The sequence below is a fragment of the Ancylobacter sp. FA202 genome (assembly GCF_000380205.1).
Classification (GTDB): domain Bacteria; phylum Pseudomonadota; class Alphaproteobacteria; order Rhizobiales; family Xanthobacteraceae; genus Ancylobacter.
The window spans coordinates 3,102,881-3,128,869 of record NZ_KB904818.1; the positions used below are offsets into that span (position 1 = coordinate 3,102,881).

A 25,989-nucleotide genomic window follows, 5' to 3' on the forward strand; every position below is an offset into this window, starting at 1 on the left:
CTGTCGTCATCCTGAGGTGCCCGGCGCAGCCGGGCCTCGAAGGATGGTCGTCTCGTGCCTCAGTTGGCATCCTTCGAGGCTCGCTTGCGTTCGCACCTCAGGATGACGGCGTTCCGGCGGGGAACGCCTACAACGGCAAATTATCGTGCTTCTTCATCGGTGCCTCGACCTTCTTCGACGCCAGCATCGCCAGCGCCCGCGCGATCCGCTTGCGGGTGGAGCGCGGGGTGATCACCTCGTCGATATAGCCGCGCTCGGCCGCGACAAAGGGCGAGAGGAAGCGCTGCTCATATTCCTTCGTCCGCGCCGCGATCTTCTCGGGATCGTCAATATCGGCGCGGAAGATGATCTCCACCGCCCCCTTGGCGCCCATCACGGCGATCTGTGCGGTGGGCCAGGCATAGTTGACGTCGCCGCCAATATGCTTGGAGGCCATCACGTCATAGGCGCCGCCAAACGCCTTGCGGGTGATCACCGTCACCAGCGGCACGGTGGCCTGCGAGTAAGCGAAGAGCAGCTTGGCGCCGTGCTTGATCAGCCCGCCATATTCCTGCGCCGTTCCGGGCAAGAATCCCGGCACGTCGACGAAGGTAAGGATGGGAATCTCGAACGCATCGCAGAAGCGCACGAAACGCGCCGCCTTGCGCGAGGCGTCCGCATCGAGCACGCCCGCCAGCACCATCGGCTGGTTGGCGACAAAGCCGACCGTGCGCCCCTCGATCCGGCCGAAGCCGGTGAGGATGTTGCGGGCGAAGCCTTGCTGAATCTCGAAGAAATCGCCCTCGTCGACGACCTTTGAAATCAGCTCCTTCATGTCATAGGGCTTGTTCGGGTGTTCCGGCACCAGCGTGTCGAGCGAGGGGTCGAGCCGCTCGCCATCGTCGAAGCTCGGCCACACCGGCACGCCGGACTGGTTGCAGGCGGGCAGGAAGTCGATCAGCCGGCGCATCTGCAACAGGCACTCGACATCGTTCTCGAAGGCGCCGTCGGCGACGGAGGACTTGGTCGTGTGCACCTTGGCGCCGCCGAGTTCTTCCGCCGTCACGCTCTCATTGGTGACGGTCTTCACCACCTCCGGCCCGGTGACGAACATGTAGGAGGTGTCGCGCACCATGAAGATGAAGTCGGTCATGGCGGGGGAATAGACATCGCCGCCGGCGCAGGGGCCCATGATGACGGAGATCTGCGGAATGACGCCGGAGGCCAGCACGTTGCGGCGGAAAACCTCGCCATAGCCGCCCAGCGCCGCCACGCCTTCCTGGATGCGGGCGCCGCCGGCATCGAACAGGCCGATGATCGGCGCCCGCGTCTTCAGCGCCATGTCCTGGATCTTGGTGATCTTGGCCGCGTGCGCTTCCGAGAGCGAGCCGCCGAACACGGTGAAGTCCTTGGCGAAGACGAACACCTTGCGCCCGTTCACCGTGCCCCAGCCGGTGACGACGCCGTCGCCGGGAATCTTCTCGGCCTTGTCCATGCCGAAATCGGTGCAGCGGTGCTGCACGAAGGTGTCGAATTCCTCGAACGAGCCGGTGTCGAGCAGAAGCTCCAGCCGCTCGCGCGCGGTGAGCTTGCCGCGTTTGTGCTGGGCCGCGATGCGCTTTTCGCCGCCACCGAGCCGGGCGCCGGCGCGGCGCTGTTCGAGCTCGTCGAGAATAGGCTTCATGGCGCTCCCCCAGCCTTTATGCGGACCGTTGCAACCGTTCTAGGCGCTTGCGGCGGAAAACATAAGCTGTGAAAATGCGGATCGTGAAGTTGTAAAATTTTCACAAGATCGACGGATCTACGCCGCCGCCTTGCGCGCCGTCATCCTGAGGTGCGAGCGCAGCGAGCCTCGAAGGATGTTCGTCCGGGTGCGCGTGAGCGCCCATCCTTCGAGGCTGGCCTCCGGCCAGCACCTCAGGATGACGATGCTCTGTAGATGGTTCCGCGGGAGGCGATCATGTCCAAGAAAGTCTTCGCCGGCCATGCGGTGCGCCATGTGCGCGAGCGGCTGGGGCTGACCCAGATGGATTTCGCCCGGCGGCTGGCGCTCTCCCCGAGCTACATCAACCAGATCGAGAGCAACCAGCGCCCGGTCACCGCCGCCGTGCTGCTCGCCATCAGTCGCGTCTTCGATCTCGACATTACCCGCTTCGGTGCCGACGATCTCGACCGCATCGTCGCCGATCTGCGCGAGGCGCTGGCCGATCCGGTGTTTCGCGGCATCGAGCCCAGCCTGCAGGACCTGAAGAACGCCACCACCCACGCCCCCGCCTTCGCCCATGCCTTCCTGCGCCTGCACGGGGCGCTGCGCCGGCTGGAGGAGCGCCGCGCCGCGCAGGACGACGCGGTGGTGTCGGTGGCGCGCGAGGTGGATGGCGCTGTGCCGCCCGACGAGGCGCGCAACCTCGCGCCCTATGAGGAGGTGCGCGACCATTTCCACTACATCGACAATTACGTCGACGGCCTCGACCGCGCCGGCGAGGAGCGCAACGCCGCGCTCGACCTGTTCGGCCGCGACGACGCGGTGGCGGTGCTGGTGGCGCATCTGCGTCAGCGCCACGACATCACGGTGGAAATGGCGCCCGCCGGCCAGCTCGACGCGCCGCTGCTGGCCTATGACCGCCACCGCCGGGTGGCGACGCTGGCGCGCACGCTCGACCCCGCCAGCCGCGCCTTCCGCCTCGCCGCGCTCATCGCCCGCTTCGAGCAGAGCGAATTGATCGACCGGCACGTGCGGGAGGCCGATTTCCGCAGCACTACGGCGCGCGAGGTGTGCCGGCTGTCGCTGCAGAACTATTATGCCGGCGCGCTGCTGCTGCCCTATCGCCGCTTCGCCCGGCTGGCGCGCGAGACGCGGCACGATCTCGACCGCCTCGCCGTCATGACCGGGGCGAGCCATGAGCAGGTGTGCCACCGCCTCTCCACCCTGCAGCGGCCGGGGGAGAAGGGCGTGCCGTTCTATTTCCTGAAAGTCGACCGCGCCGGCAATGTCATCAAGCGCCACAGCGCCACCCGTTTCCAGTTCGCCCGCTATGGCGGCGCCTGCCCGGTGTGGAACGTGCACGAGGCGTTCGAGCAGCCGGCCCGCACGCTGGTGCAGGTCGGCGAGATGCCGGACGGGGTGCGCTATCTCTGCCTGGCGCGCGGCGCCTCCAAGCCGGCGCTGCGCCATGGCGCGCGCGAGCGCCGCTTCGCGCTCGGCATTGGCTGCGAGATTTCCTATGCCGGCGAGCTCATCCATGCCGACGGGCTGGACCTGAAGGCGGCCACGGTGGCACCGCTCGGCGTCAATTGCCGCATCTGCCCGCGCACCGCCTGCCCGGAGCGCGCCTTCCCCCCGCTCGACCGCGAGATCGTGCTCGACCCCGACCGCCGCGACGTGGTGCCGTTCGCGGTGCGGGAGTGAGGGGGGCGCAGGAGGGGACGTGGCCGGCCTTGCCGCCTGCGTCCTTCGAGGCCCGGCTTTGCCGGGCGCCTCAGGATGACAGGCGCAGGCCACAGAGCCCTGCCGGCGCAACGTCCGTCATGCTGAGGTGCCGCCCGCCGGGCGGCCTCGAAGCACGCAGCCGGCCTCAAATATCCAGCGTGTTGTCGCGCTCCCACTGGGTGAGGTGGCGGGAATAGGCGTTCCATTCCTCGTGCTTCAGCTTGGAATAGCCCTCCACCAGCGGCGCGCCGAGCGCGCTGCGCAGCACGGTCGACTTCTCCAGCGCGCGGATGGCGTCGAGCAGGTTCAGCGGCAGCTTCTTGGCGCCCTTCACCTTGTGGCCGTCCGTGTACATGTTGATGTCGAGCCGCTTGCCCGGGTCGCGCTGGTTCTGGATGCCGTCGAGGCCGGCGGCCAGCATGGCGGCCGGGGCGAGATAGGGGTTGGCGGCGCCGTCCGGCAGGCGCAGCTCCAGCCGGCCCGCATCGGGAATGCGGATCATGTGGGTGCGGTTATTGCCGGTATAGGTGACGGTGTTCGGCGCCCAGGTGGCGCCGGAGACGGTGCGCGGCGCGTTGATGCGCTTGTAGGAGTTCACCGTCGGGTTGGTGAAGGCGCACAACGCGTCGGCCGAATGGATCAGCCCGCCGATGAAGCCGTAGCCGAGGGCGGACAGGCCGAGTTCGCCCGCTTCGTCCTCGAACAGGTTGGCCCCGTCCGGCCCCCACAGCGAGGTGTGCATGTGGCAGCCCGAGCCGGTCAGGTCGATGAAGGGCTTGGGCATGAAGGTGGCGCGCAGCCCGTGCTTCTCGGCGATGGAGCGGGCCATGAATTTGAAGAACACATGCCGGTCGGCGGTAATCAGCGCGTCGGCGAAGTCCCAGTTCATCTCGAACTGGCCGTTGGCGTCCTCATGGTCGTTCTGGTAGGGGCGCCAGCCGAGGGTGAGCATGCAGTCACAGATTTCCTTGATGACCTCATAGCGGCGCATCAGGGCGGACTGGTCGTAGCAGGGCTTGGTGGCGTTGTCGGCGGCGTCGGAGATTTTTGTGCCGTCGGCATTGGTGAGGAAGAACTCGCATTCCACCCCGGTCTTCATCTGGTAGCCGAGGCTGCCGGCGCCCTGCATCGTGGCTTTCAGCATATTGCGCGGCGCCTGCGCCACCAGCTCGTTGTTCATGACGAGGTCGGAGGCGAGCCAGCCGACTTCCGGCTTCCACGGCAGCTGGATCAGGCTGGAAGCGTCCGGCACCGCGAACAGGTCGGCATCGGCCGGGCTCATGTCGAGCCAGGTGGCGAAGCCGGCAAAGCCCGCGCCGGCCTTCTGCATGCCTGAGATGGCGGACGCCGGGGCCAGCTTGGCCCTGAGCGCGCCGAACAGGTCGACATAGGAGATCAGGAAATATTTGATGCCGAGTTCTTTGGCGGCGTGAGCGAGATCATTGGCCATGGTGCAATCCGGTTTCGCTGTTCCCCGGCCCGTTCGGGCTCGTTGGTCGTCGTGACGTGCAAACCCCGCGCCGAGGCGCGGGGTTGATGATCAGAATCCGCCATTCCGCCCCGGTATCCAGTCGGTACCGGCCAGCGGCACATTGGCCATGGCGGCGGCCTCGATGGTCAGCGCCACCAAATCTTCCGGCTCCAGATTGTGCACATGGCTCTTGCCGCAGGCGCGGGCGATCGTCTGGCACTCAAGCGTCAGCACGGCGAGATAATTGGCGAGGCGCCTTCCGGCGGCGATCGGGTCGAGCCGCTTCATCAGCTCGGGGTCCTGGGTGGTGATGCCGGCGGGGTCGCGGCCCTCGTGCCAGTCGTCATAGGCGCCGGGACGGGTGCCGAGCGCCGCATATTCGGCGGCGTAATGCGGGTCGTTGTCGCCCAGCGCCACCAGCGCGGCGGTGCCGATCGCCACCGCATCGGCGCCGAGCGCCAGCGCCTTCGCCACGTCCGCCCCGTTGCGGATGCCGCCGGAGACGATCAGCTGCACCTTGCGGTGCATGCCGAGATCTTGCAGCGCCTTCACCGCCTGCCGCACGGCCGCGAGCGTCGGGATGCCGACATGCTCGATGAAGATTTCCTGCGTCGCGGCGGTGCCGCCCTGCATGCCGTCGACCACCACCACATCGGCGCCCGACTTCACGGCCAGCGCGGTGTCGTAATAGGGACGGGCGGCGCCGACCTTCACATAGATCGGCTTCTCCCAGTCGGTGATCTCGCGCAGTTCCTCGATCTTGATTTCGAGGTCGTCCGGCCCGGTCCAGTCCGGGTGGCGGCAGGCCGAGCGCTGGTCGATGCCGACGGGCAGCGTCCGCATGCCGGCCACCCGCTCGGTGATCTTCTGGCCGAGCAGCATGCCGCCACCGCCGGGCTTGGCGCCCTGGCCGACCACCACCTCGATGGCGTCGGCGCGCTTCAAATCGTCCGGGTTCATGCCATAGCGCGAGGGCAGGTACTGGTAGACGAGCTGGGTGGAATGCCCGCGCTCCTCATTGGTCATGCCGCCATCGCCCGTGGTGGTGGAGGTGCCCATGGCGGACGCCCCGCGCCCGAGCGCTTCCTTGGCATTGGCGGAGAGCGAGCCGAAGCTCATGCCGGCAATGGTGATCGGGATCTTCAGCTGGATCGGCTTCTTGGCGAAGCGGGTGCCGAGCAGAACTTCCGTGGAGCACTTCTCGCGATAGCCTTCCAGCGGGTAGCGCGACATCGAGGCGCCGAGGAACAGCAGGTCGTCGAAGTGGGGCACCCGGCGCTTGGCGCCGCCGCCGCGAATGTCATAGATGCCGGTGGCCGCCGCGCGGCGGATTTCCGAGAGCGTGTAGTCGTCGAAGGTGGCGGACGCGCGGGGCAAGGTCTGCGGCGCCGTGCGCGGGGTGTTGCTGTGGTCGGTCATCGCGCCCTCAATAGCTCGACACGTTGTCGACGTGGAAATGATAGAGCGTGCGGGCCGAGCCGTAGCGGCGGAATTCCGCGATATCGACCTCGCCGAGAAGGCCGGCCGCTTCGAGCTTTGAAGCCAGCAGCGCCTTGTGCTCCTCGCGCATCTCCTTCTCGATGCAGTCGGCCCCGAGCGAGGCGACCGAGCCGCGCACGAACAGCTTGGCCTCATAGAGGCTGTCGCCCAGCGCCTCGCCGGCGTCGCCCAGCACGGTGAGGGTGCCGGCCTGCGCCATGAAGGCGCTCATATGGCCGATGGACCCCTTCACCACGATGTCGATGCCCTTCATCGAGATGCCGCAGCGGGCCGAGGCGTTGCCGTCGATGATGAGCAGCCCGCCATGGGCGGTGGCGCCGGCGGCCTGGCTGGCGTCTCCCTTCACATGAATGAGCCCGCTCATCATGTTCTCGGCGACGCCGACGCCGGCATTGCCATGCACGATGACGCGCGCCTTCTTGTTCATGCCGGCGCAGTAATAGCCGACCGGCCCGTCGATCTCGACGGTGATCGGCGCATCCAGCCCGGCGGCGATGGCATGGCGGCCGGCCGGGTTGGCGATGGTCCACAGCGTCTGGTTGGTGTCGGCGGCGAGCTTATGCAGCGCGCCGTTCAGCTCGCGCAGCGGGGTGGTGGCGAGGTCGACACGGGTTTCGCCGTCGGTCGCGGGGGCGGTTTGCACTGACAGGTTCATGCTGCACGATCCCAGAAATAGACCTTGGCCGGCTCCGGCTCGAACACGCGGGCGGTCTCGATGCCGGGCAGGCCGGCGAGCGCGCGGTATTCGGAGGCGAAGGCGACGTAATCATCGGTTTCGGCCATGACGGCCGGCTTGCAGGCGATCGGGTCGCGCAGCACGCCGAAGCCGCTCTCGGTGCCGACGACGAAGGTGTAGAAGCCGTCGAGGTCGCCCAGCGAATGCTCCAGCGCCTCGCCCAGGCTATCCCCGCCGCGCATGCGGTAGGTGAGATAGGCGGCGGCCACCTCGCTGTCGTTCTCGGTCGTCACCTCCAGCCCCTCGCGGGCGAGCAGGCGGCGCACGCCGGCATGGTTGGACAGTGAGCCATTATGCACCAGGCACTGGTCCGTCCCGGTTGAGAAGGGGTGGGCGCCGTCCGTGGTCACGGCGCTCTCGGTCGCCATGCGGGTGTGGCCGATGGCGTGGGTGCCGCTCATCGTCTCCAGCTTGAAGCGCTTGGCGACATCGGCGGGCAGGCCGACTTCCTTATAGAGCTCCATGCGGGTGCCGGCGCCGACGACGCGCACCTCAGGCGCGAGGCGGGCGAGCGCGGCGCGCACAGTCGCTTCTTCGGCCACCGGCACGCTCAGCACGCCATGGGTGTCGCGGGCGATGACCGGGTGGCCGATCTTGTCCCCCAGCGCGGCGAAATCGGTGCCGGCGGGGCCGCGAAGGGTCAGCTTCACAAAGCCGGGCGTGCCGGCGCCATAGACGGCGAAGCCGGCCGAATCCGGCCCGCGGTCACACATGATGTCGAGCATCTGCGAAAGCAGGGCGCCGAGTTCCGGCTCCAGCTTCGGCTGCTTCAGGAACAGGCCGACAATGCCGCACATGGCGGGAAACTCCTGCAGGCAAAAGAGAGGGCGGACGGCGCAAAGGCCTTGCCCAATCTTTTAGGAGCGCCCCGGGCGGGCGTCAATAATCCGAGAATAATATTTTCTTGAGAAGAAACCCGCAGGCGCTCTCGCGGAATCAGCGGTCGCTCTCGCGGGGGTAGATGATGATCGAGAGATAGCGCATCGGCCGCACCAGCAGTTCCTCCGGCCCATGGGTGGCGGCGCTGTCGAACAGCAGCGAATCGCCGGGCTTGAGGTGATAGGTGCGCTCGCCATGGCGGTAGTTCACTTCGCCGGAGAGCATGTGGATGAACTCCACCCCGGCATGGCGGAAGCCGGTATAGGGCACCGCTTCCTCGCTCAGCGTGATCAGATAGGGCTCGACCGCCACCTCGCCGCCCACCGCATGGCCGAGCAGCTCGTACAGGTGGCCCACCTTGGTGCCGCGCCGCTCGATCCGCACCCCGCCACCGGCGGGGACATAGGAGCAGTCGCGCTTTTCCTCGAAGGTGGTGAACAGGGTGGAGATCGGCACGTTGAGCACGCCGGCAATGGCCTGCAGCGTGCTGAGCGAGGGCGAGATCAGCCCGTTCTCGATCTTCGAGAGCATGCCCACCGAGATTCCGGCGGCGCTGGCGAGATCGGAGACGGTGAGGTCGAGATCGTGCCGGATCGCCCGCACATGCTGACCCAGCGCCTGTTCCAGCGTGCGCTCGCGCACCAGTGGCGCGCCCGAGCCGGTGGTCAGGTCCTCGGCCGGTTCTTCCGCCGCCCCGCCCGCCTTGCGCCGCCCGCCATTCACCACGTCCGTTCCCTCCGCTCGCCCCGCGATGGGACCCGTTCCGCCGGAGAAAGCAAGCCCCGAGCCAGCCCGTGCCGGCAGGATCGACCCTGCACGGCCTTACGCCTCCGTCATGGAGGCTTGGCATTCATCGTGCATCGATAGGCGGTAATTTCCTGCCGCCAGCAGAATGGTCCCGCGCTTCCATGTACGATTTCGACATGATTGTCATCGGCAGCGGCCCCTCCGGCCGCCGTGCCGCCGTCCAGTCCGCCAAGATCGGCAAGTCGGTGCTGGTGGTGGAGAAGGGCCGCCGCGTCGGCGGGGTCTCGGTCCACACCGGCACCATCCCCTCGAAAACCCTGCGCGAGACGGTGCTGAACCTCTCCGGCTGGCGCGAGCGCGGCTTTTATGGCCGCTCCTACCGGGTCAAGCAGGACATCGACGCCGGCGACCTGATGTCCCGCCTGCACAAGACCCTCGACCACGAGGTGGACGTGCTGGAGCACCAGTTCGCCCGCAACGGGGTGAAGACCGCGCGCGGCGAGGCCTGCTTCCTCGATCCGCACACGCTCCAGATCACCGGCGAGGGCGGCGAGGTCGACACCGTCACGGCCGCCCATGTGCTGATCGCGGTGGGCACCCGCCCGTTCCGGCCCGATTATGTGCCCTTCAACGGCATGAGCGTGTTCGACAGCGACGAGATCGTCGACCTGCCCCGGCTGCCGCGCAGCCTCGCCGTCATCGGCGCCGGCGTCATCGGCGTCGAATATGCCTCGATCTTCAGCGCGCTTGATGTGTCGGTCACGCTGATCGAGCCGCGCTCGACCTTTCTCGACTTCATCGACAAGGAGTTGATCGAGGAATTCGTCCATGAGCTGCGCGATCGCAATGTCGCGCTGCGCTTCGGCGCCGCCGTCACCTCGATCACGCTCGACGCGCGCGAGCGGCCGGTGTGCAAGCTGGCGGACGGGCGCACCGTGCATTCCGACATGCTGCTCTTCGCCGCCGGCCGCGTCGGCGCCACCGACCGGCTGAACCTGGAAGCCGCCGGCCTTGCCGTCGATCATCGCGGCCGCATCGCCGTCGAGCCGAAGACGCTGCAGACCGCTGTGCCGCACATTTATGCGGCGGGCGACGTCATCGGCTTTCCCAGCCTCGCCTCCACCTCGATGGAGCAGGGCCGCGTCGCCGCCTGCCACGCCTTCGGGCTGGAACCGCCGCCCCCGCCGGAATTCTTCCCCTATGGCATCTATTCGGTGCCGGAGATGTCGACGGTGGGCATGAGCGAGGAAGAGGTGCGCAAGCGCGAGATTCCCTATGAATGCGGCATAGCTCGCTTCCGCGAGACCTCGCGCGGCCACATTATGGGGCTGAACAGCGGGATGATGAAGATGATCTTCTCGGTGAAGACCCGCCGGCTGCTCGGCGTCCACATCGTCGGCGAGGGCGCGACTGAGCTGATCCACATCGGCCAGGCGGTGCTGAACCTGCGCGGCACGATCGACTATTTCATCGAGAACACGTTCAACTACCCCACTCTCGCCGAAGCCTACAAGATCGCCGGCCTTGACGCCTGGAACCGCATGACGCGGGTGTGAGACGCGCCGGCGGGCCGGACGCTCGCGGCGAGTGCCTGCAATCAGTAATTGAGTAATGCAACTTTAAGAGTTATCGCCATCCTCTTCACAAGTCGCCATCAATATGGGACCCATGGGGAAAAGGCGCTGGGGCCGCTTTGCGGAGGTCCGTATCCGCGCCACGGGGGGCGACCTGATGAATGTACCGACACGGCTGAACCGCCGCAGTCTTCTCATTGGCACGGCGGCCAGCGCCGCGCTGGCCGGCTTCGCGCCATTGCGGGCGCAAGAGGCGCCGACCCCCGCGCCGGTCCCGCCCCCGAGCCCGCCGGTCGATCGTTGGCAGGCGCTGGCCCGCATCACCGATGGCGGGCTGCTGCGCCCCTCCGATGCCGGCTTCGCTTCCGAGGCGCTGCCCAACAATCTGCGCTTCCGCCATGTCCGGCCGGAGGGCATCGTGCGCTGCCGCACCCCGCAGATGGTCGGCGAGGTGCTGAGCTGGTGCCAGGATTATGAAGTGCCGTTTGCCGTGCGCGGCGGCGGCCATTCCTATGCCGGCTTCTCCACCACCCATGGCCTGCTGATCGACATGGCGGCGATGAACGCCATCGCCTATGACCCCGCCACCGGGCGGGCCAAGGTGGGCGCCGGCGCGATCAACCAGCCGATTTACGATGCGCTGCGCCAGTCCGGGCGGATGATGACGCATGGCCGCTGCCCCACGGTCGGCGTCGCCGGCTTCGTGCTCGGCGGCGGCATCGGCTTCAACATGCGCCGGCTCGGCCTCGCCTCGGACATGCTTGTCGGCGCCGAGATCGTCACCGCTGACGGACGGGTGCGTACCCTTTCCGCCACCGAGGAGCCGGACCTGTTCTGGGCGACCCGGGGCGGCGGCGGCGGCAATTTCGGGGTGAGCACCTCCTTCACCTTCGATACCGTGCCGGCCGACCGCCAAGTCACCGCCTTCCGCATCGTCTGGCGGCAGAACACACGTAAGGTGGCGGGCGCCCTGTTCGCCGCGCTCGACGACGCGCCGGTGACGCTTGGCACCCGTATCAGCCTTGCCGGCGTGACGCCGACCCTCCACGCGGGCGGGCGGCAGGTGGCGATCACGCTGCTCGGCCAGTTCGCCGGCGACCGGGAGGCTTTTGAAAAGCTGCTGCAGCCGGTGATGGCGGTCGCCGCGCCGGAATTCGCCGACATCCGCGAGATGCCCTATTGGGAGGCGCAGAATTTCCTGATGGAGCCCGGCGCGCCGGCTTGGTACCGCGAGCGCTCGGCCTTTCTCGATACCGCGCCGTCCGAAACCTTCCTGGAGAAGGCCTTCCACCATCTGGTGCGCTGGCCCGGCACCGGCGCGCATGGCGACCTGTTCTTCTTCCAGACCGGCGGGCGGATCAACGAGGTCGCGCCGGCGGCGAGCGCCTTTGTCCATCGCGGCAGCCGGTGGCTGGCCGTGGCCGGGGTGAGCTGGAGTGAGCACGACACGGTGCGCCCCGAGATCGTGCGTGCCGCCAAGAAATGGCAGGACGAGATCTACCATGATGTCGTCCAGGCCGGGGGACACGGGGCGTTCATCAACTTCCCCGACGCCTCGCTGGCCGAATGGCGCGCGCGCTATTACGGCGCCAACCTGCCGCGCCTCGCCGCCATCAAGGCGACGGTCGATCCGGGCAATCTGTTCAACTTCCCGCAGGCGATCTGAAGCGCCGGCAGCGGCGCCGCGTCACCCCACCTGCCGCCGCGCCGCCGTTAGCGTATTCGCCAGCAGGCAGGCGATGGTCATCGGGCCGACGCCGCCGGGCACCGGGGTGATGGCGCCGGCGATGCCCTGCGCCTCCGCGAACGCCACGTCGCCGACCAGCCGGCCCTTGCCGTCCGCGCCCGCCACCCGGTTGATGCCGACATCGATCACGGTCGCGCCCGGCTTGATCCAGTCGCCGCGGATCATCTCCGGGCGCCCCACCGCGCCGATGAGAATGTCGGCGCGCCGGCACACGCCCGGCAGGTCGCGCGTGCGCGAATGGGCGATGGTGACGGTGCAGTCCTCGCGCAGCAGCAGTTGTGCCAGCGGCTTGCCGACGATGTTGGAGCGCCCCACCACCACCGCCTCCAGCCCGGCGAGGCTACCGAGTGTGTCCCTCAAGAGCATCACGCAGCCGAGCGGCGTGCACGGCACCAGCGCGTCCAGCCCCACGGCGAGCCGGCCGGCATTCACCACATGGAAGCCGTCGACATCCTTCGCCGGGTCGATGGTGGCGAGCACCGCCTGCGCGTCGATATGGGCGGGCAGGGGAAGCTGCACGAGAATACCGTGCACGGCGTCGTCGGCGTTCAGCGCCCGCACCAGCGCCAGCACGTCGTCCTGCGCGGTGTCGGCGGGTAGCTTGTGCTCGATCGAGGCCATGCCGGCCTCCAGCGTCTGCTTGCCCTTGTTGCGGACATAGACCGCGCTGGCGGGGTCCTCGCCCACCAGCACCACGGCGAGGCCCGGCGTCACGCCGGTCTCGTTCACAAACGCCGCCACCTCATCCTTGAGGCGGGCGCGCATCGTCTCGGCAAACGCCTTGCCGTCGATCAGGCGGGTCTCGACCATGATGGCCTCCTCAGTCGCGGAACACCACGGTGCGGTGGCCGTTCAGCAGTACCCGGTCGTCGAGGTGCCAGGCCAGCGCCCGCGCCAGCACGCGGCGCTCGATGTCGCGGCCTTTGCGCACCAGATCCTCGGCGGTGTCCTGATGGCTGATGCGCTCCACATCCTGCTCGATGATCGGGCCCTCGTCGAGGTCGGAGGTGACGTAATGGGCGGTGGCGCCGATCAGCTTCACCCCGCGCTCATGCGCCTGGTGATAGGGCTTGGCGCCCTTGAAGCCGGGCAGGAAGGAGTGGTGGATGTTGATGCAGCGGCCCGAAAGCTTGGCCGACAACCCATCGGAGAGCACCTGCATGTAGCGCGCCAGCACCGCCACTTCGGCGCCGCTCGACTGGAACAGCTCCCATAGCTGGGCCTCCTGCTCCATCTTGGTCGCCTTGGTGATCGGCAGGTAATGGAAGGGCAGGCCGTCGAAATCGAGATGCGAATAGGTCTCGCGCGGGTAATTGGCGGCGATGGCGACGATCTCCATCGGAATCTCGCCGATGCGCCAGCGATAGAGCAAATCGGCGAGGCAATGGTCGAATTTGGAGACCAGCAGCATCACCCGGCGCTTCTGGCTGCGCGGGCGCAGGCGCCAGTCGAGCGCGAATCTTTCCGCGACCGCCTCGAAATCCGCCTTCAGCGCCTCCAGCGGTCCGGAGCCGGCGGCGCGGTCGAACATCACTCGCATGAAGAAGCGCCCGCTCTCGGTGGCGTCGAACTGCTGCGCCTCCAGAATGTTGCCGCCATGCTCGAACAGGAAGGTCGCCACGGCGGCGACGATGCCCGGCCGGTCGGGGCAGGAGAGGGTGAGGATGCAGGGTTCGGTGCTGTCGGTCATGGGTCTGTCTCGTCGAAACGCCGGTGCGCCGCGAAGGCGCCGGGCCGTTCTAGGGGAGAAGCGGTGACGGGGAAAGCGCGCGGCGCGCCGCCGTCAACCTCGTCCCGCCGTTCCGTTCTCCAGACGCAGGCCGAATTCCGCGCCGCTGGCGACGAGGAAGCGGGTGAAACTGGCCTCCAGGCTGCGCGCCACGAGCAGGCGCCAGCCGCTCTCATGCACCCGCCACAGCGTCACGCCGCTATGGGCGATCACCGTGGTGGCGGCATGGCCGGGTAGAAACACGCGCGGATCGAGGTCGATCAGCGCGCCCTTGGCGAGCAGGTCGGGCACCTTGTCGCCCGCGAGGTCGAAGGTGACAAAAGCGTCGTCTTGTTCGGTGATCGCCGCCTCATTGCCCAGCAGCGCGCGCAGCGTGCCGGCGAGGTCCGGCTCGATCTTCGACAGCACGAGGAAGCGCCCCGGCCCGGTGCCTACCACGGTGGAGGCGGCGCCAATGGCCGCGCTGGCCCGGTCTGATACCTCCACCCCGAAGGCGCGGCCGAGCCGGCCCGCCACGCTGGCGGCAAAGCCGTTGCGGGCGACCACCAGCGCGATGAACGGCGTGTCCGTGGTGGCGACGGAAACGCCCGCCGCCCCGCCCGCGCCATAATCACCGGAAGGCGGCACACGGTCGAACGGGATGCCCGCGAGGGGATCGTGAGACGAATGGTCAGCCACGAAGGCGCACTCCTTCCGGATCGATGAAGCCGGGCGCGCAGATTTCTACCTCGATTTCCTCGCCGCGCACCGGGTCATAGGCGCGCACCCGCTCACCGAGCCGCTCCGGCCCGCGTTTGATCAGGCCGAGGCCGATCCAGTGGCGCAGATGCGGGGAATAGGCGACCGAGGTCATGTAGCCCTGGTCGTTCGCCATTGTGGGCGCCGCGCCGAGCTTGAGGAAATGCGCCCCGGCCCGCAGCCGGCGCGAGGGGTCCACCGGCTTGAAGCCGACAAAGGCCGGCCGGTCGGGGTCGGTCAGGCCCGGCCGGGCGGCGAGGGTGCGGCCGATATAGTCCTTCTTGGTTGAGGCCATGCGGCCGAAGCCGAGATCGCCGGCCGTGGTCTGGCCGGACAATTCGTTGCCGGAGACATGGCCCTTCTCGATCCGCATCACCCCCAGCGCCTCGATGCCATAGGGGGTGATGCCGAACTCCTCGCCCGCCTGCATCAGCGCTTGCGCCAGCGCCGCGCCAAAGCGGGCCGGCACCGCGATCTCATAGCCAAGCTCGCCGGAGAAGGAGAGGCGGAACAGCCGCGCCTTCACCCCGCCCATGACCGAGCCCTCGATCGCGCCCATGAAGGGCAGCGCCGCGTTGGACACATCGCCATCGGCCACGCGGGCGAGAACGTCGCGGGCGCGCGGCCCGGCGAGAGCGATCTGCGCCCACTGCTCGGAGACGGAGGACAGCGCCACATCAAGCTCCGGCCACAGCACCTGCAGGCAGAATTCCAGATGCTGGAACACCTTGGCCGCATTGGCCGTGGTGGTGGTCATCACATAATGCTCGGGCGCCAGGCGCGCGGTGGTGCCGTCATCCATCACCATGCCGTCCTCTCGCAGCATGACGCCATAGCGCGCCTTGCCCACCGCGAGCGCCGCGAAGCCGTTGATGTAGACCCGGTCGAGGAAGGCGCCGACATCCGCCCCCTGCAGATCGATCTTGCCGAAGGTCGAGACGTCGATCAGCCCGACTGAGGCGCGCACGGCCGTCACCTCGCGCGACACCGTCTCCAGCCAGTCCTTCTCGCCGGTGCGCGGAAAATACTGCGCCCGCAGCCACGCCCCGGTCTCGATGAACACCGCGCCCTGCGCGCGCGCCCATTCATGCGTCGGGGTCAGGCGCACCGGGCGGAAATCCTTAGCCCTATGGTGCCCGGCCAGCGCGCCCATGGAGACGGGCGTATAGGGCGGGCGGAAGATCGTCGTGCCGGTCTCGGGGATCGAGGCACCGGTGAGGCTGGCCATGATGGCGAGGCCGGTGACGTTGGAGGTCCGCCCCTGGTCGGTCGCCATCCCCAGCGTCGTGTAGCGCTTGAGCAGTTCGACCGAGCGGAAGCCCTCCTTGTGGGCGATGCCGATATCCTTGGCGGTGACGTCGTTCTGCAAATCGACGAACGCCGCGCCCTTCGAGCCCTCCACATGCCAGAACGGGGTGAGGGCGAAGGGGGCGTCCGCCACTTCAGGCACATCAAGCGCGGGAACGCTGAAGCCGAGCGCCTGCGCCGCTTCCGCACCCACTGCCGCGCCGTCCTTCAGGCAGGCGCCGAGGCCGAAAATTCCCTTGGCGGCGCCGGCGACGCTCAGCCCGGGCGGGCAGGCGCCGGGCACGAAGGCGGCTAGGCCCTCGTCCCATCTCGGCTTGCCGCCATGGTGGCAGGTGAGGTGAAGGGCGGGCGACCAGCCGCCGGAGACGGCGAGCGTGTCGGCGGCGATCCGCTCGGTGCCCGACGCGGTGGCGACGGTGAGGCCGGTGAGCGTCTTGCCGGCCGTGGCGATCACCTGCGCCCCTGTCAGCACGCGGATGCCCTCGGCCCGCGCCGCCTGGGCGAGGTCTGCCGCCACCTCGGCGCGCACGTCGATGATCGTCTCAACCGGCGCCCCGGCGGTGTGGGCGGCGAGCATCGCCCGCCAGGCGCCGTCATTATTGGCGAACAGCGCGATCTTGTGGCCCGGCAGCGCGGCGTGTCGCTGCACATAGGTGCCCACCGCCCCGGCCAGCATCACGCCGGGCCGGTCATTGCCGCCGAACACGATCGGCCGCTCGGTGGCGCCGGCCGCCAGCACGGCACGCCGCGCCACAATGCGCCAGAGCCGCTGGCGCGGCTGGAACGGGACGGGCTCGGGCAGGTGATCGCTCACCCGCTCCAGCGCGCCATAGGTGCCGCCATCATAGACGCCGAACACGGAGGTGCGGGTCATCACCCGCACATTGGGCAGGCTCATGAGTTCGGCCACCACCTCGGCGGCGAAGGCCGGGGCGGGCTTGCGGCCGACATCGCCGGCCTCGGCATTCAGCCCGCCGCCGGGCAGGAAGTCCTCGTCGGCGAGGATCACCCGCGCGCCCGAACGCGCCGCCGTGAGCGCCGCCATCAACCCGGCCGGGCCGGCGCCGATGACCAGCACATCGCAGAAGGCGGTGGCCTTCTCGTAATGGTCGGGGTCCGCCTCGTCCGCCGCCCGCCCGAGCCCCGCCGCGCGGCGGATGATCGGCTCATAGACCTTCTCCCAGAAGGCAGCCGGCCACATGAAGGTCTTGTAGTAGAAGCCGGCGCCGAGAAACGGCTGGAGGAAGCGGTTGAGGCTCAGCGCATCGACGGCGAGCGAGGGCCAGCGGTTCTGGCTGGTGGCCTCCAGCCCGTCATAGAGTTCGGTGACGGTGGCGCGGCTGTTGGGCTCGCGCCGCGCGCCGGAGCGCAGCTCCACCAGCGCGTTCGGCTCCTCCGCCCCGGCTGCGACGATGCCGCGCGGGCGGTGATATTTGAACGAGCGGCCGACCAGCCGCACGCCATTGGCCAGCAGCGCCGAGGCGAGCGTGTCGCCTTCATAGCCCTGATAGGAGGTGCCGTCGAAGCTGAAGCCGAGCGGCTTCGCCCGGTCGATCAGGCCGCCGCTGGTGAGCCGGTTGCGGTTGGGCGCGCTCATGCCGGCTCTCCGGAAACGCGGGCGGCCGTGGCCGCTGCGATGGCGTGGGTGCGGGTGTCGCGCGCCACGCGCAGCCACTGCCGGCAGCCATTGGCGTGGTACCACCACTCCTCATGCGCCCCGGCCGGGTTGTCGCGCAGATAGACATAATCGTGGAACGCCTGTTCCGCCTCCGCCGCCGCCGGGTCGGGGCGCGTCAGGGTGGCGTCGCCGAGATAGGCGAATTCATGGGCGTCGCGTTCGCCGCAATAGGGGCAGGGGATACGCATCAGGCGGCACCTTCGGGATGAAGCCCCTCACCCGGATCGCTAGGCGATCCGACCTCTCCCCCACGGGGAGAGGTGAAGGGCGGCCGGTTCACTCTCCCCGTGGGGGAGAGGGATGGGGTGAGGGGGAGGGCGCTAATGGCACTCATCAATGCAGGTTCGGCTGGGCGCCGACTCCCTTCTCGTCGATGAGATGGCCGGTGCGGAAACGGTCGAGCCGGAAGGCGCCGGCGGTTTCGTGCGGCTCCCCCTTCGCCAGCAGATGGGCGAAGCACCAGCCCGAGGCCGGCGTCGCCTTGAAGCCGCCATAGCACCAGCCGGCATTGAGGAAGAGCCCCGGCACCGGCGTGCGGTCGATGATCGGCGAGCCGTCCATCGACATGTCCATGATGCCGCCCCAGTGCCGCAGCAGCCGCAGCCGGCCGATGCGCGGCATCAAGGCCATGCCGCCCTCGCACACATCCTCGATCACGGGGAGGTTTCCGCGCTGGGCGTAGGAATTGTAGCCGTCAATATCGCCGCCGAACACCAGCCCGCCCTTGTCGGACTGCGAGATGTAGAAATGCCCGGCGCCGAAGGTGATGACGCCGTCGACCATGGGCTTCAGACCCTCGGAGACGAAGGCCTGCAGCACATGGCTCTCGATCGGCAGGCGGAGCCCGGCCATGCCGGCGACGCGCGAGGAGGAGCCCGCCACCGCCACCGCGACCTTGCCCGCCCGCACCGGCCCGCGCGTGGTCTCCACCCCGACGATCGCCTCGCCCTCGCGCAAAAACCCCGTCACCTCGCAATTCTGCACGATGTCGACGCCGAGCCGGTCGGCGGCGCGGGCATAACCCCACACCACCGCATCATGGCGGGCGGTGCCGGCGCGGGCCTGCAGCAGCCCGCCCTGAATGGGAAAGCGCGCATTGTCGAAGTCGAGGAACGGGTACATCGCCTTGACACGCGCCTTGTCCAGCAGCGCGGAATCCACACCCGCGAGCCGCATGGCGTTGCCGCGCCTGGCGTAGGCGTCGCGCTGGGCGTCGGAATGGAACAGGTTGAGAATGCCGCGCTGGCTCACCATCGCGTTGTAGTTCAGCTCCTGCTCCAGCCCTTCCCAGAGCTTCATCGACCATTCGTAGAACGGCTCATTGCCCGGCAGCAGATAGTTGGAGCGGATGATGGTGGTGTTGCGGCCGGCATTGCCGGAGCCGATGACGCCCTTTTCCAGCACCGCCACATTGCGGATGCCGTGCACCTTGGCGAGGTAATAGGCGGTCGCCAGCCCATGCCCGCCGCCACCGACGATGATCACGTCATAAGCGGGCTTCGGCGCCGCGTCGCGCCAGGCCGGGGTCCAGCGGGACTGCCCGGAAAGCCCATTGGCAAGGAGGCTGAGGAAGGAATAGCGCATGAGGGCTCGCTCGGGGACGATCGGTGCCAGACACGGTGAAAACCTATAGATCAACGCCGATCTGGTGATAATATAAGTTTTGGTTATAGCTATTCTGTCAGGAGCGCCGTCATCCTGAGGTGCGAGTGAAACGAGCCTCGAAGGATGGGTTTCCAGGCGCGACGTGGCGAGCATCCCTCAACGCCCGGCGTACAGCCTGATACTTCAGGATGACGGCGTATGAGCGGAGGGGAGTATCCCGTGCCTCCACTGCAACGTCAGGACCGGGCTTGATCCGGCCATTCACGCCTTCATCGGCAACCTCGTCATGCCGGCCCAAGGCCGGGCATGACGACATGACATAATGGGTCGCCGCCAGCCATGCCCCCCGCCGACACGCTGCCCTTCGACCTCAGGGCGCTGGAAATCTTCCTCGCGGTCTGCGATGCCGGCACCATGGCGCAGGCGGCGCGCCGGCTCGGCCTGACCCAGCCCGCCATCTCGCAGGCGGTGGCGGACCTTGAGCGCCGCATCGGCATCGGCCTGTTCGACCGCACCGCCCGCCCGCTCGGCCTCACCGCCGCCGGCGGCGCGCTGCGCCAGCGGGCCAGCGCCCTGCTCTCGGAAGCCCGGCAGATCGCCCCGCTGCTGCGCGAGGCCGAGCACGCCCGCCTGCCGCTGCTGCGCGCGGGGCTGGTGGATTCGCTCTCGCGGGCATTGATGGCGCCGCTCGCCCGGGCGCTGGGCGAGAAGGCGGAGCAGGTGTCGCTGCTGTCCGGCCTCACCGCCTCGCATGCCGGGGCGCTGCTGACCCGCCAGCTCGATCTGCTTGTTGGCGCCGATGATCTCGACGAGATCGAGGGGCTGGAGCGCTGGCCGCTGCTCACCGAGCCCTATCTGCTGCTGCTGCCGGCGGCGCTCGCCGCCCCCGCCAGCGCCGCCGAGCTGGAGGAACTGGCCCGCACGCTGCCGCTGGTGCGCTTTTCCGCCCGCTCCAAGACCGGCATGGAGGTGGAGCGGCATCTGCGCCGGCTGCGGCTCGATCTGCCGCGCCCGCTGGAGTTCGACACGCCCTATGGCGTCACCGCCGCCGTGGTGGAAGGGGCGGGCTTCGCCGTCACCACCCCGCTCTGCCTCTTGGAGGCCGGTCTGCCGCTCGACGGCCTCGCCTGCCACGCGCTGCCCGGGCCGGGGCTGACCCGGCATCTCACTTTGATCGCCCGCCGGCAGGAACTCGGCCGACTGCCGCGCGAGATCGCCGCTTTCTGCCGCGCGCGCCTTAGCGCCCAGCGCGGCGCGGTGGCGGCGCTGGTGGGCGAGAAGCTGGCGGGGGAATTCGCGGTGGAGGGGTGAGGGCCCTGCTCCCCGTTTCGGCCCTCATGGCCGGGCGTGACCCGGCCACCCAGTCTTCGGCCGGGTCCGAGCGGGGCGGCTGGGTCCCCGGGTCAAGCCCGGGGATGAGGAAGAGAGGGCGATGCCGCAGGCCTACCCCCCGAACCGCTTCAGCGCCAGCACCGCGTTCAGCCCGCCAAAGGCGAAGCTTGACGAGATCGCGGCCTCGATCGCCGCCGGACGCGAGGCGTTCGGCACGCAGTCGAGGGCGCAGTCCGGGTCGGGCTCACGAAATCCCATGGTCGGCGGCAGGAAGCCTTCGCGCAAGGCGAGCACGGTGGTGACAAAGTCCAGCGCGCCGGAGGCGTTCATGGTGTGGCCGTACTGCGATTTCGACGACGACACCGGCAGCCGGGCCAGATGATCGCCGAACACCAGCCGCAGCGCGCCGGCCTCGGTCTTGTCGTTCAGCACCGTGGCGGTGCCATGGGCGCTGACAAAGTCGATCTGTTCCGGCGCCAGCCCGGCATCCTCCAACGCGAAGCGCATGGAGGCGGCCGCGCTCGCCATGTCGGGGGCGGTGATGTCCATGCCGTCGGCGCTCATGCCGAAACCGACCAGCTCGGCATGGATGGTGGCGCCGCGGGCGATGGCCCGGTCCATGTTCTCCAGCACCACGGCGCCAGCGCCCTCGCCGATGACGAGGCCGGCGCGGTCCTTGGAGAAGGGGCGGCAGCCATCCGGGGAAAGCACGCGCAGCGCCTCCCAGCTCTTCAGCATGCCATAGGTGAGCTGCGATTCCGCCCCGCCGGACACGGCGACATCCAGCATGCCGGAACGCACCATGTGAAAGGCGGTGCCGATGGCGTGCGCCGCCGAGGAACAGGCGGAGGCGATGGCGAAGGCGGGGCCGTGAATGCCGAGGTCCATCGTCACATGGCTCACCTGCCCGCTCGGCATGGCGCGCGGCACGGTGAAGGGGTGCGGGCGTGCCGCGCCCTCGGCATAGAGCTTGCGGTAGCTGTCATCCACCGCGTGCGAGCCGACCGAGGCGGCGAAGATGGCGCCCACCCGATGGCGCGCCACGCCCTCGAAGGCCGGGCCGGCATCGGCCAGCGCCTGCCGTGCGGCGACCACGGCGAATTGCGACGTGCGGTCGATGAGGCCGAGCTGCCGCGGCTCGAAATGCTCTTCCGGCACGAAGCCGCGCACCTCGGCGGAAATCTTGGTCTTCATCGAGGAGACGTCGACGCCGCGCGTCTCGCCAATGCCCACCGTGCCGGCGCGCAGGCCTTCGAGATGGGCGGCCACGTCATTGCCCAGTGCCGAGAGCGAGCCCAGCCCGGTGATGGCGACGCGAGACTTCATCAGGCGGTCTTGCCCTTCTGCGCCGCCAGCAGCTCGGCGACATGGTTGACCAGCGTGCCCACGGTCACGTCATTGCCGTTAAGCGGGCCGTCATTGGGAATTTCGATACCGAAACGGCTCTCCAGCTTGAAGATGGTCTCGATCAGGTCGAGCGAGGAGATGCCCAGCTCCGCCACCGGCGTCTCCGGGGTCAGGAGGCTCTTGTCGACCCCGACTTCGCCGGAGATGAAGTCGACGATTTCGGCGACGGCGGGATCGTCTGTCTGCATGCTGGCTGCTCTGTCTCGTGTCTCGGCCCGGTGGCGTTAGGTAGCACATAGAAGGGCCGCTGGGGCGCTTGCCGTCAAATGACCGACATATGTGTCGGCCGGATGTCGGCCTGTTAACAGGGTACCTCAGGGCGCGGCGCGCCCTCGCTGGGCCTTCATCAGGCTGGAAAGATACAGTGCCGATTGCTTCGGCGTGCGCTGCTGGCTGGCGAAATCCACCCGCACCACGCCGAAGCGCCGGCGCTCGCCTTCCGCCCATTCGAAATTGTCGAGCAGCGACCAGACATAATAGCCCTTCAGCGCGCAGCCCTGCGCGATCGCCTCGCCGGCGGCGACGAGATGGGCGCGCAGATATTCGGTGCGCGCGGGGTCCGCCACCACGCCGTCCACCGGGGCGGGGTCCTCGTAGCAGGCGCCGTTCTCGGTGATGAAGACCGGCGGGTTGCCATAGGTGTCACGCAGGCGGGCGAGCACGTCGACCATGCCCTGGGCGCTGATCGGCCAGCCGAGCAGCGTCGTCGGCGTGTCCGGGGGCAGCGCGCCCCAGCTCGCCTGGCCGAGAAAGGCGTTGGGCTCGTGCTTGATGTAGGACGGGCCGTAATAGTTCACCCCGAGGAAGTCGATCGGCGCGCGGATCGTCTCCAGGTCGCCCGGCTTCACCAGGGGCGCGAAGGCCTCCGCGAACAGTTCGGGGTAGCGGCCATGGAACAGCGGGTCGAGATTGATCGTGTTCCAGCAGGCATCGAAGCGCGCGGCCGCCGCGATGTCGGCCGGGTCTTGCGAGGCGGGGAAGATCGGCTGCAGCGACAGCACGGTGCCGAGCTTCAGCCCCGGATGCAGCCCCGTCACGGCGGCGATGCCGGTGCCTTGCGCGAGGTTGAGATGGTGCTGCGCCTTCACATAGCTGTCCCAGCCGGTCAGCCCCGGCGCGTGATTGCCGAAGCCGTGGCCGAAAATGGCGTGCACCGAGGGCTCGTTCAGCATCGCCCAGGGCTTCACCCGGTCGCCGAGTCGCTGGACGGCGGCGCGGGCATAGTCGGCGAACCAAAGGGCGATGTCGCGATTGTGCCAGCCGCCGCGTTCCTGCAGCGCCTGCGGCAGGTCCCAATGGTAGAGGCAGGCCATGGGCTGGATGCCGCGCGCCAGCAGCGAATCCACCAGCCGGTCGTAGAAATCGAGCCCGGCCGCGTTTACCGGGCCGGTGCCGTCGGGCATCACCCGCGGCCAGGCAAGGGAGAAGCGGTAGCCCTGGAGGCCGAGATCGCCCATCAGCGCCACGTCGTCGGGGTAGCGGTGATAGTGGTCGCAGGCGACGTCGCCAGTGGTGCCGTCGGCGATGCGACCGGGCGTGTGCGAGAACACGTCCCAGATCGAAGGCTTGCGCCCGCCTTCCGCGACCGCGCCCTCGATCTGGTACGCCGAGGTGGAAGCCCCCCAGACGAATTCCGCCGGCAGGCGCGGCGTGCCGGCAGGCAGCAGCGGCGCGGCGGCGGTTTGCGCGCGGGCCATCAGGGGCAGAGCGGGCAGGCTGGCGGCGGCAAGGGCGGAGAGCAGCAGGTCACGGCGTCGCAGCATCAGTGCGGGTCCTCGAAACAGGCAGTTCCTCAGGCGGTGGCGGCGCGAAGGGCGATGAGGCCGGCGAGGATCACCCCGCTTTGCAGCAGCACGCCACCCGAGAACCGCGCCAGTGCGGCGGGTGGGGTGAAGCGCCCGGCCCGCGTCACCAGCCAGAACAGTCCGTCATTGATCTGCGGCACGGTCATGGCGCCGGCGCTCACCGCCAGCGCGGCCAGAACGCGCCCCGAGGGATCGCCCAGCCCGAGCGGGGCGGCGAGCTCCATCATCATGCCGGCGGCCGTGATCGCGGCGACCAGCGAGGAGCCTTGCAGCGTCTTGATCACGGCGGCGAGGGCGAAGGGCAGCACCAGCACCAGCGCGCCGGAGGCCGGGGCGAGGGGAATGAGATATTCCGCCGTCATGTCAGCCATGCCGACATCCTGCGCCACCTTCGACAGGCCGCCGGCGGCGCCCAGGATCAGCAGCAGTGGCGCCACCTTGGTCAGCGCCCGGCCGGCCCAGCCGGCTTCCGAGAGGCCGCCCTTCTCCCAGCTCCAGCTCAGCAGCAGCAGCAGGCCGACGCCCGCCACCAGCAGCAGCACCGGATTGCCCAGCGCCAGAATGAAGTGCCGGTCATTGCCGCCGCCGAACGGCTCGGAGGCGATGTCGCCCAGCGCCTGCACGATCAGCAGCGCCACCAGCACGAGGCTGACGACCAGCAGCGCCAACGCCCCGCGCCGGGGGGCGTGCAGGGACGTGCCGACCATGCCGGCGGCGGGGTCGAGCGGGTTCGGCGCGCCGCTGGCGCAGCCCCGGGCGAACAGCGCCCCGAACGCACCGGCGATCAGCGCCAAAGGCAGGCCGATCGCCACCGCCAGCCCCCAGTCGGCGCGCAGAATGGTCAGGCTCGCCAGCACGGTGGGGGCGGGGATCAGCAGGCCATGGCCGGCCGAGAGCGCGAGGCCGAGCGTCAGCGCCGAGCGCGGGCTGTCGCCGCCAATGCCGCGCCGCAGCGGGTTCAGCAGCGCGAACGCCGCCGCCGGGGTGGAGGCCATGCCGCCGATCAGCCCGAGCACGGCGAGCGGGCCGGAGCGGGTGCGCCAGCCGCGTGCCATCTGCTGCAGCCGCGCCGTGGCGCCTGTGCTGTCGGCGATTTCCGCCAGCAGCGCCCCCGTCACCACCACGACGCCGAGCGCCGCCAGCGTCTGCCCGAAGCCGGTGCCGAAGGACTTCACGACAAAGCTCAGCGACCAGCCGACGCCATAATTGAAGGCGAACGCCGCCAGCACCAGAGCGATGAACGGATGCACCCGCCCGCGCGCGGTGATCAGCGCGAACAGAGCGACGACGGCGACAAGGATGGCGGCGTAGATGAGATAGGACATGGAGGTAAGGATCTGCCGGGGCGGGGGGCCCACGCTTAGCCTGCCGCGCGCGCGCTGTCACCGTGGCGGAAAGGGGGATGGCCGGGAGGAGAGCGCCGCGCCTCGCAGCCGGTCCTCGGTCCGGCGGGGCGTGCGGTCACGCTGGTCGAAGACGCCGCGGCCCGGAGCCGCTCGCACACGCCCTCATTTTGTTAAAAGGTGCTGCCTCAAGCGGCTGTTCCGCTTGGTCAGGGTGCCGGAAAGTGATACCAGAATCTTGCGGGGAAATTGCCGTCCGGCTCGGGTGCGCCCTAGCGAGGAGGATGTGACGCCCTCCCTCCGCACCTTATCACCTTGTCGCAACGTCGTGCAGCCGCCCGTGCGGCACGATCCCCGCGCGCCTCACGCCAGCACATCAGCCACCGGGCGGCGGGGCGAGAAGGGCAGGGCCGGCCCATAGCCGAAACGCATCACCATGTCCGGCCGCAGCCCCGGCGCGCCGGCGAGCGCGGCGAGTTCCGGGCGCAGCCGCGCCACCTCCACCGCCTGATTGATGCATGCGAGCTTCGCCCCTGCGCGGTGGCGGCGAGGGCGAAGCGCTGGCAGGCGCGGCCAACCTCGATCCAGTGCGCGCGGTCAGCCTGTTCGGCGAAGAAGATGGCGATTCCGGGCGAGGAATCGATCTGCCGGGCATATTTCTCGTTCTCGGCGGCCGGCGTGACGAACAGGTCGAAGGCGCGCGCCCCAAGCCAGTCCGGCAGCGTCGGGCTGCCGCTCGCGAGCGTGGCGGTGCGGATGAGGTCAAGAACCGGCGGGTCGTCGCGCAGCGGCGCCCGCAGCGCCGCGCTGTAGCGTTCATAGGCGCTGGCGCTGCCGGCCACCCCGCGCCATCCCAGCCACCCGCCGGTGGCCGCCGCCGCGCCGCCGGCCCCGGCGATGAGCATCTGCCGCCTGTTCATCAAAATGATCTCCCTGCCGGCAGCCTAGGCCCTGCGGACGAGCGGCGCTTGATCGGGCGCA

At 69.0% G+C, this 25,989-nt stretch carries 21 protein-coding genes; 4 read left to right on the forward strand and 17 right to left on the reverse strand.

Annotated elements, in window-relative coordinates; all coding sequences use genetic code 11:
* Window positions 1-127: 127 nt before the first annotated feature.
* The gene (locus A3M1_RS0114095) at window positions 128-1,663 is read right to left on the reverse strand and encodes an acyl-CoA carboxylase subunit beta (protein WP_018389628.1); all 1,536 of its coding nucleotides are present in this window, start codon (window positions 1,661-1,663) and stop codon (window positions 128-130) included.
* A 255-nt stretch (window positions 1,664-1,918) separates the two neighbouring features.
* On the opposite strand from A3M1_RS0114095, the gene A3M1_RS0114100 reads away from it, so the two are divergent.
* A complete protein-coding gene (locus A3M1_RS0114100) occupies window positions 1,919-3,388 on the forward strand; it encodes a short-chain fatty acyl-CoA regulator family protein (protein ID WP_018389629.1) in 1,470 nt (489 codons plus the stop codon).
* A 166-nt stretch (window positions 3,389-3,554) separates the two neighbouring features.
* Here the strand turns inward: A3M1_RS0114100 and glnT are convergent, their stop codons facing one another.
* From glnT to A3M1_RS0114125, 5 genes are all read right to left on the reverse strand, one after another.
* The gene (gene glnT / locus A3M1_RS0114105; protein WP_018389630.1) at window positions 3,555-4,859 is read right to left on the reverse strand and encodes a type III glutamate--ammonia ligase; all 1,305 of its coding nucleotides are present in this window, start codon (window positions 4,857-4,859) and stop codon (window positions 3,555-3,557) included.
* 90 nt (window positions 4,860-4,949) lie between these two features.
* Entirely contained in the window at window positions 4,950-6,299 is a 1,350-nt protein-coding gene (locus A3M1_RS0114110; RefSeq protein ID WP_018389631.1) for an FMN-binding glutamate synthase family protein, read from the reverse strand.
* A gap of 7 nt (window positions 6,300-6,306) precedes the next feature.
* A complete protein-coding gene (locus A3M1_RS0114115) occupies window positions 6,307-7,035 on the reverse strand; it encodes a protein glxC (protein WP_018389632.1) in 729 nt (242 codons plus the stop codon).
* Window positions 7,032-7,913: a glutamine amidotransferase family protein gene (locus tag A3M1_RS0114120; protein ID WP_018389633.1), complete on the reverse strand. Its 882-nt coding sequence runs from the start codon at window positions 7,911-7,913 to the stop codon at window positions 7,032-7,034. The genes A3M1_RS0114115 and A3M1_RS0114120 overlap by 4 nt, the downstream gene beginning before the upstream one ends.
* 139 nt (window positions 7,914-8,052) lie before the next feature.
* Complete coding sequence (locus tag A3M1_RS0114125) at window positions 8,053-8,721, reverse strand: XRE family transcriptional regulator (protein WP_018389634.1); 669 nt, start codon at window positions 8,719-8,721, stop codon at window positions 8,053-8,055.
* A 182-nt stretch (window positions 8,722-8,903) separates the two neighbouring features.
* On the opposite strand from A3M1_RS0114125, the gene sthA reads away from it, so the two are divergent.
* Both sthA and A3M1_RS0114135 read left to right on the forward strand, forming a co-directional pair.
* Window positions 8,904-10,298: a Si-specific NAD(P)(+) transhydrogenase gene (gene sthA / locus A3M1_RS0114130; RefSeq protein ID WP_018389635.1), complete on the forward strand. Its 1,395-nt coding sequence runs from the start codon at window positions 8,904-8,906 to the stop codon at window positions 10,296-10,298.
* Between the two features lie 175 nt (window positions 10,299-10,473).
* On the forward strand, window positions 10,474-11,982 hold the full coding sequence (locus tag A3M1_RS0114135) for an FAD-binding oxidoreductase (protein ID WP_018389636.1): 1,509 nt from the start codon (window positions 10,474-10,476) through the stop codon (window positions 11,980-11,982).
* 21 nt (window positions 11,983-12,003) lie between these two features.
* Here the strand turns inward: A3M1_RS0114135 and folD are convergent, their stop codons facing one another.
* From folD to A3M1_RS0114165, 6 genes are all read right to left on the reverse strand, one after another.
* Window positions 12,004-12,873, reverse strand: a complete 870-nt coding sequence (folD, locus tag A3M1_RS0114140; RefSeq protein ID WP_018389637.1) for a bifunctional methylenetetrahydrofolate dehydrogenase/methenyltetrahydrofolate cyclohydrolase FolD — start codon at window positions 12,871-12,873, stop codon at window positions 12,004-12,006.
* 10 nt (window positions 12,874-12,883) lie between these two features.
* Entirely contained in the window at window positions 12,884-13,753 is an 870-nt protein-coding gene (purU, locus tag A3M1_RS0114145; RefSeq protein ID WP_018389638.1) for a formyltetrahydrofolate deformylase, read from the reverse strand.
* Between the two features lie 93 nt (window positions 13,754-13,846).
* Window positions 13,847-14,470: a sarcosine oxidase subunit gamma gene (locus tag A3M1_RS0114150; RefSeq protein ID WP_018389639.1), complete on the reverse strand. Its 624-nt coding sequence runs from the start codon at window positions 14,468-14,470 to the stop codon at window positions 13,847-13,849.
* Window positions 14,463-17,435 carry a sarcosine oxidase subunit alpha family protein gene (locus A3M1_RS0114155; RefSeq protein ID WP_018389640.1) on the reverse strand — a complete coding sequence of 991 codons (2,973 nt, stop codon included), beginning with the start codon at window positions 17,433-17,435 and terminating at the stop codon, window positions 14,463-14,465. The genes A3M1_RS0114150 and A3M1_RS0114155 overlap by 8 nt, the downstream gene beginning before the upstream one ends.
* Window positions 17,432-17,704: a sarcosine oxidase subunit delta gene (locus A3M1_RS0114160; RefSeq protein ID WP_018389641.1), complete on the reverse strand. Its 273-nt coding sequence runs from the start codon at window positions 17,702-17,704 to the stop codon at window positions 17,432-17,434. The genes A3M1_RS0114155 and A3M1_RS0114160 overlap by 4 nt, the downstream gene beginning before the upstream one ends.
* A 145-nt stretch (window positions 17,705-17,849) precedes the next feature.
* On the reverse strand, window positions 17,850-19,100 hold the full coding sequence (locus A3M1_RS0114165) for a sarcosine oxidase subunit beta family protein (protein ID WP_018389642.1): 1,251 nt from the start codon (window positions 19,098-19,100) through the stop codon (window positions 17,850-17,852).
* Between the two features lie 360 nt (window positions 19,101-19,460).
* On the opposite strand from A3M1_RS0114165, the gene A3M1_RS0114170 reads away from it, so the two are divergent.
* Complete coding sequence (locus A3M1_RS0114170) at window positions 19,461-20,432, forward strand: LysR family transcriptional regulator (protein ID WP_018389643.1); 972 nt, start codon at window positions 19,461-19,463, stop codon at window positions 20,430-20,432.
* 132 nt (window positions 20,433-20,564) lie between these two features.
* Here the strand turns inward: A3M1_RS0114170 and A3M1_RS0114175 are convergent, their stop codons facing one another.
* The 5 genes from A3M1_RS0114175 to A3M1_RS26720 all read right to left on the reverse strand — a co-directional run bounded on the left by A3M1_RS0114175 (window position 20,565) and on the right by A3M1_RS26720 (window position 25,928).
* Window positions 20,565-21,779 (reverse strand): beta-ketoacyl synthase, encoded by a 1,215-nt coding sequence (locus A3M1_RS0114175; protein ID WP_018389644.1) that lies wholly within the window; start codon window positions 21,777-21,779, stop codon window positions 20,565-20,567.
* On the reverse strand, window positions 21,779-22,048 hold the full coding sequence (locus A3M1_RS0114180) for an acyl carrier protein (RefSeq protein ID WP_018389645.1): 270 nt from the start codon (window positions 22,046-22,048) through the stop codon (window positions 21,779-21,781). The genes A3M1_RS0114175 and A3M1_RS0114180 overlap by 1 nt, the downstream gene beginning before the upstream one ends.
* Before the next feature lie 126 nt (window positions 22,049-22,174).
* Entirely contained in the window at window positions 22,175-23,623 is a 1,449-nt protein-coding gene (locus A3M1_RS0114185; RefSeq protein WP_018389646.1) for a GH1 family beta-glucosidase, read from the reverse strand.
* 29 nt (window positions 23,624-23,652) lie between these two features.
* Window positions 23,653-24,990: a GntP family permease gene (locus tag A3M1_RS0114190; RefSeq protein ID WP_018389647.1), complete on the reverse strand. Its 1,338-nt coding sequence runs from the start codon at window positions 24,988-24,990 to the stop codon at window positions 23,653-23,655.
* 449 nt (window positions 24,991-25,439) lie between these two features.
* Entirely contained in the window at window positions 25,440-25,928 is a 489-nt protein-coding gene (locus tag A3M1_RS26720) for a hypothetical protein (RefSeq protein WP_026221317.1), read from the reverse strand.
* Window positions 25,929-25,989: the final 61 nt, after the last annotated feature.